This is a genomic window from Sphingomonas sp., assembly GCF_031380695.1.
In the GTDB taxonomy this organism is placed as follows: Bacteria; Pseudomonadota; Alphaproteobacteria; order Sphingomonadales; family Sphingomonadaceae; genus Sphingomicrobium.
This window is the reverse complement of the sequence record NZ_JANMWY010000032.1, coordinates 1-5,272: the sequence shown is the minus strand read 5'-3', so window position 1 is coordinate 5,272 and position 5,272 is coordinate 1. Positions and strand designations below refer to the sequence as shown.

The following is a 5,272-nucleotide window of genomic DNA, read 5'->3' as shown; positions in this document are numbered from 1 at the left end:
GCCCGACGGCGCGACCGCGATCAGACCGCCGCTGCCGCCCAGCGCAGCGATATCGGCCAGCACCGCATCGAGCGCCTCCTGCAGTCCCGCGCCCGTCAGCCGGACGCGCGCCGCCAGCTCATGCGCCGCCACCGCGCGGATGAACGCCTCGCCCAGGCCGGTGGCCGATAACGCGGCGGCGCGATCATCGGCGTAAGTGCCCGCGCCGATTAGCGGCGAATCGCCGATCCGGCCCCAGCGCTTGGCGGTCAGCCCGCCGGTCGACGTCGCTGCGGCGACATGGCCGTGGATGTCGCACGCCACGGCGCCGATCGTGCCATATTTGATCGCCGAATCGAAGGCGCCGCCCGCCGCCAATATGCGCTCGAGCTGGGCTCGTCGTTGGGGGGTGATGAACCAGTCATTGGCGACCTGCTCGAGCCCCCGTTCGCGTGCGAACCGGTCGGCGCCGTCGTAGGTCAGCAGCACGTGCGGGCTATGCTCCATCACGGCGCGCGCCGCGCTGATTGGCGCTCGCGTCGTGGTCAGGCCTGCGACGGCTCCGGCGCGGCGGTCGCGCCCGTCCATGATCGCCGCATCCAGCTCCACCCGGCCGTCGGCGCTGAGTACGCTGCCGCGCCCGGCATTGAAGGCGGGTTCCTCCTCCAGTATCCGCGCTGCGGCCTCGACCGCGTCGAGCGCCTCGCCGCCGCGCAAAAGGATCGCCTGGCCGGCATCGAGCGCGGCGTTCAGCCCGGCGCGCGCCCGCTCCTCCTGCTCCGGCGGCAGGCGGTCCGGCCGCATCGCGCCGCAGCCACCATGGATGACGAGGGTCCAGTCCATGAGGCTGCCCTAGCCCGGCATAGACACGGATGCCAGTTAGCCGCACCCAAAATCAATGTCAGCACAATGTTGACTAAATAGGAAAATGACTGATGCCAGATTGGACTCAAGTGGCTTTGTAAGACAGCCACCAAACGCTGTCGCGACGCACTAGAAATGCTAGCGCGTCAAAGGTCGTCGAATTGGACTGGGTGATCCACTGCCGGTCAAGCGCGGCCGGCCAGCAAAGGAACAAGCCGATGGCTGATGACGACCGCTACTGGTTTGTCCCGCGACGCTATGGCTATGGCGCGAACCCGGTCACCTGGCAGGGCTGGGCGATCACGATCGCCTTCATCGCGCTGGCACTGTGGGTGATCAATCACTTCGCCGGGCGGCCCGATATCGAGATCGCGATCCTGGCCCCGGCGACAATCCTGCTGCTGGTCGTCACCGCCAAGACCACTCGCGGCGGATGGCGGTGGCGCTGGGGCGAAGACGACTAGCGCGCCAGCGCCGCGTCGAGCAGCTTCGCCAGTCTCAGCCCACCGGCCACGACCTGCCGCCGCGCCGGCGGGATCAGGTGCTTGACCATTGCCTCGTTCATCACCGGCCGCTCGGCGGGGAGCGGGGCGCAGGGGTCGGCGAACAGCGTGCCATAGGCAATGTCGTGCGACACCCGCCAGCTGTCGCGGCTCCATTCGGTGACGCCGCCAACGATCATCGCCCGCCGCTCTGCCCGAGACGTGGCGCGCAACAATCCGCGCACCCCACTCGGCGGAGTCGAGATCGCCCGCTCGGCGAGGTAGCCGTCCCAGATGGCGTGCAGATTGGCCCGCCCGGCGATCAGGCCATAGCTTGCTTTGACCTTGTTCGCGCCCTGGTCGTCATGCTCGCCGGCGTGGAGCGGCTGCGACAGGTCGCCGACGAAATGGACGAGGAACGCCAGCGCCTGCACCCGGTCGGCGCGGCGCAAACGGCGATTCTTGAGGCGAGCCTGCTGCGCCACGATCTGAGCGGACAAGCAATTGCCGTCCTTGCACGGCGTGGCGAGGTCGAACGGTTTGCAGATATCGACGTCCTGGAAGTGCCAATTATAGGCATAACCGAACCGGGGCTTGCCGTCCGCGCCCTTCAACGGCTTGATGCAGTCGGCCCAGGTCGAGGCCGAGGCGATGTCGACGACGGGGCATTCCGGCGTACCGAGCAGATCGCCATGCCGCAACAACCGGTCGAGGCGCGCGCGGGTCGCTGGGCGCACGCTGGCATAGGCAATCTTCGCCACCGTTTCGTGACCATATTCCCAATACGCGGCGGCGGGAGAGGCCGACGAGACGGCTGCGGCAACAAGCTGCAGGCGCACGAGTGTGCGCACGGGATGATTCGGCATGGCCAGGCTTTAACCCGCTATCCATTTTAGCGCAGTGCGGAATCGGTGGGCAGCATGCGCTGCCCACCGCATCTGATCAGTCGCAACCTTCGCCCTTGCCTTCGTCCATATTGCCCGTGCCGCCATTGCCGATGGTCGGATCATAGATGTAAGGCGGCGTCGATCCAGGGCTGCTGCTGGTAAAACGCAGTTCGAAGGCAAGGTCCGCCTTGACCAGATTGGCATTATCAGCGGTCAGCTTGCCACTTTTCACGGTCCCAAACGTGATCGCCCCGCCACCGTTTCCAGGCTGGACCGGACATATCGCATTGCTCGATACCCACAGTGAATCGGCTGCGTCGGGATAAAAGGAGAGTCCGAGGCCGGATTGATCCGCCAGTTCGAATGTCAGTGTGAAAGCACCCGCATTCTGGTCGAATTGAAGCTTGCTGCCATTTTGATGGCCTCCGCCATTTTCGAATTGCGAGTTCATCGCGAATGACGGCGGATTGCCCGTCGCGGTGATGGTGATTTTGGTCTTTTTGTTTGTAGCGGTGGTAACTTGTTCGTGATCCATTGTGTTGGTCGTCATGGCCTTGCTCCTTGTTTCATCGCCTTGAGATATTCGGGAGGGCGATACCCGATTCGATCGAGCCGGTCGGCGAGGAGGCGTGACCCCGCGTCGTGACCGAGCCGTTTGAGCAGGATGGTACGGCGGACGAGGACGTACGGGATTTCGTCTTCACCCGGTGGGAGGCTCGCAAGTGCACCCCGCCAAGCTATCCGAGCGGCAGCCAGATCGCCGCGCGAGGCCTCGATATCGCCGATCAGCAATTTAGCATCCGCGATGAACTGGCCAATTTCGATCTGTTTGGTTCCAGTCATCGTTGTCGCTTGTGCCGCTGGCTGAACCAAAGCGAGGGCTTCGGTCAGCGAGCCGCGCGCGAAGGCCGTTTTCGCCCGCTGCGTGGCACAACCCCGCCGCAGGCGTTCGTTCCATTCGGTCACGGATCGATCTTTCATCAACAGGCGATCGGTCAGGTCACAGCCCGCCCGTCCCGCCGAGGCCGCCGCGTCCGCTTGTCCTGTGGCCAGCAACAATTCGCTCAGGTCGAGCTGAGTCGTGGCGCTGTTTTCGAGCCACTGACTATTGTTCGGCTCGATCGCAATCAGCGTGTCCGAAATGCCAATCGCCGCATGATATTGGGCAATCCCTGCACTCACCTGGCCCTGCGCTGCCAACAGGCGGCCTAGCACATGGCGGGCGACCAATTCCTTGCGGCGATTTTCGACGTCGTTGGCCTTGGTCGCGAGGCTCGCGATGAGCGCTAGTTGCCGCTCGCGAGAGCGGGTCGCTTCGTCAATTAACCCAGCCTTTTCTTGTGCCTCGGAGAGCCATGCGAGGTTTTCGAGCCTGGCTTGCGAATATTCGCCGCTACGCGGATCTGCCGCCGCCAGCGCTTCGACTTCGCTTTGCGATTGCTGCAAGGCGGTCACGGCATCGGCCGCGCGGCGTTGATCGATCAGCACGATCCCGAGGTTATTGTCGGCGTAATATCGTTCGAGCCGATATTTGGGATTGCCCGGATCAGCCGCGATCATCCGGTCGGCCAGGCGCCGATACTCCCTGAACGCTTTACTGGCGACCGCCACGTTGCCACGCTGCCAATTGATATAGCCGACCCAGAAGATGTTCTGGGCTTGGTCGAACAATCGTTGCGGGTCCTTGGGACGACGGCGGAGCTGCTCGGTCGTGGTCGCCAGGGCTTCCTGGGCGCGTTCAAGCGCGCCCGCCATGTCGCCGCGCGTTCGAGCGATTTCGCTCATCATCGTCAGGGCGCGGGCGCGCTGAGCCAACGCCTCGTCGCTAAGTCCGGCCTTATCCTGCTTCTCATAATAAGCGAGCGCCTTGCCGCCTACCGAGTCGAGGACTTCGAGGCGGCCGAGTGGCTCGAGTTTCTTGCGCAGGTCGCCGAGCATGAAGCCGACCAGCCCCTCCGCTTCCTTGCGTTGCTCATAGGCTTCGTTGCGGGCGTGATAGGCGACGAGCGACAGCGTGCTGGTCACCGCCATGCCGGCGATGCTCGCCGCCGCGACCAGCCGCAGCCGTTGGTGCCGGCGATGGTTTTCGCGTTGGACCAGCTCGTCCAGGCCGACCCCGAGCATTCCGGCGACGACCTTGAGGAAGCCCAGCCGCCGGCCGTCCCCGCCCTCGCGGAAATCGGCTGCAATCGGCTCGGCGCGCTGCTTCGTCGGCCGACCGCGCCGATCATAGCGAACGCGCAACGCCGGTGGGAAACACTCCTCGGCCTCGCGCCCGCGCATCTCGCTGGCGAACGGTTCGCCGCCGACGATCGCGGCGACGACGCAGCCGTCGGGGCGCAGTTTCTTGAAGCTCGCAATCTCCGCCTCGGTCCAGCGGGAGGTCGCTGCGGCGGGCGAACAGAGGACGACCAGGAACCGCGACCCCGAAATGGCGGAGCGAATTTCGGCACCCAGATCGGCTGCCGCCGCCAATTCGTGACGATCACGGAAAACGGGATGCAGCCGCGCCGGGATGCGCCCATTGACCGTCATCTTGCCGACCAGCGCGCGTGGGACACGATATTTCTCGAGGCTTTCGTGCAGCCATTTGGCCAGCACCTCGTCCTTGTGGCCGTAGCTCAGGAAAGCGAAATAATGGAATGGCGTGGCCTCGACCGGAACCGGGGCCGGAACCATGGCACTGATGCGCGCGGCAAGTCCCGATCCGTCCGCCACTGGCATCCCCCGAGTCGCTTAACCTGCGTTTACCATCGCTGATCGCGATCACCGAGTCCCGTGCCGCTTTGCGCTCTGCTTCTTGGACGCCTATATCGCGCCGATGTCCTCGCTTCGTCCGTGGCGCCATATCGAGCGCCGAACCTCCCGCCAGATCATGGTCGGCAATGTCGCCGTCGGCGGCGACGCGCCGGTCACCGTCCAGACGATGACCAACACGCTGACCTCGGACGCCGCCGCGACGATCGCCCAGATCCGGCGATGCGAGGAGGCCGGGGTCGATATCGTCCGCGTGTCCTGCCCCGACAAGGAAAGCACCGCCGCGCTGCGCGAGATCGTGCT

General features: G+C 65.0%; 6 protein-coding genes. 2 read left to right on the top strand and 4 right to left on the bottom strand.

Features of this window, described 5'->3' with window-relative positions:
• Nucleotides 1–822: isoaspartyl peptidase/L-asparaginase (locus RMN84_RS01285; RefSeq protein ID WP_309610400.1), on the bottom strand; the 822-nt coding region annotated here is incomplete at its 3' end.
• A gap of 239 nt (nucleotides 823–1,061) precedes the next feature.
• On the opposite strand from RMN84_RS01285, the gene RMN84_RS01280 reads away from it, so the two are divergent.
• Nucleotides 1,062–1,307, top strand: a complete 246-nt coding sequence (locus RMN84_RS01280; protein ID WP_309610399.1) for a hypothetical protein — start codon at nucleotides 1,062–1,064, stop codon at nucleotides 1,305–1,307.
• Here the strand turns inward: RMN84_RS01280 and RMN84_RS01275 are convergent.
• From RMN84_RS01275 to RMN84_RS01265, 3 genes are all read right to left on the bottom strand, one after another.
• On the bottom strand, nucleotides 1,304–2,191 hold the full coding sequence (locus RMN84_RS01275) for a S1/P1 nuclease (RefSeq protein WP_309610398.1): 888 nt from the start codon (nucleotides 2,189–2,191) through the stop codon (nucleotides 1,304–1,306). The genes RMN84_RS01280 and RMN84_RS01275 overlap by 4 nt on opposite strands.
• Nucleotides 2,192–2,267: 76 nt before the next feature.
• Nucleotides 2,268–2,762 (bottom strand): hypothetical protein, encoded by a 495-nt coding sequence (locus RMN84_RS01270; RefSeq protein WP_309610397.1) that lies wholly within the window; start codon nucleotides 2,760–2,762, stop codon nucleotides 2,268–2,270.
• Nucleotides 2,759–4,936, bottom strand: coding sequence for a toll/interleukin-1 receptor domain-containing protein (locus tag RMN84_RS01265; protein ID WP_309610396.1), 2,178 nt, complete (start codon nucleotides 4,934–4,936; stop codon nucleotides 2,759–2,761). The genes RMN84_RS01270 and RMN84_RS01265 overlap by 4 nt, the downstream gene beginning before the upstream one ends.
• A gap of 97 nt (nucleotides 4,937–5,033) precedes the next feature.
• Between RMN84_RS01265 and RMN84_RS01260 the strand changes: the two genes are divergently transcribed.
• The coding region (locus RMN84_RS01260; protein WP_309610401.1) for a flavodoxin-dependent (E)-4-hydroxy-3-methylbut-2-enyl-diphosphate synthase at nucleotides 5,034–5,272 on the top strand (239 nt) is incomplete at its 3' end.

Bases quoted from the DNA above. Each gene is read 5' to 3' on its own strand.
- RMN84_RS01280 (WP_309610399.1), top strand. From the start codon at position 1,062: ATGGCTGATGACGACCGCTACTGGTTTGTCCCGCGACGCTATGGCTAT.
- RMN84_RS01275 (WP_309610398.1), bottom strand. From the start codon at position 2,191: ATGCCGAATCATCCCGTGCGCACACTCGTGCGCCTGCAGCTTGTTGCC.
- RMN84_RS01265 (WP_309610396.1), bottom strand. From the start codon at position 4,936: ATGCCAGTGGCGGACGGATCGGGACTTGCCGCGCGCATCAGTGCCATG.
- RMN84_RS01270 (WP_309610397.1), bottom strand. From the start codon at position 2,762: ATGACGACCAACACAATGGATCACGAACAAGTTACCACCGCTACAAAC.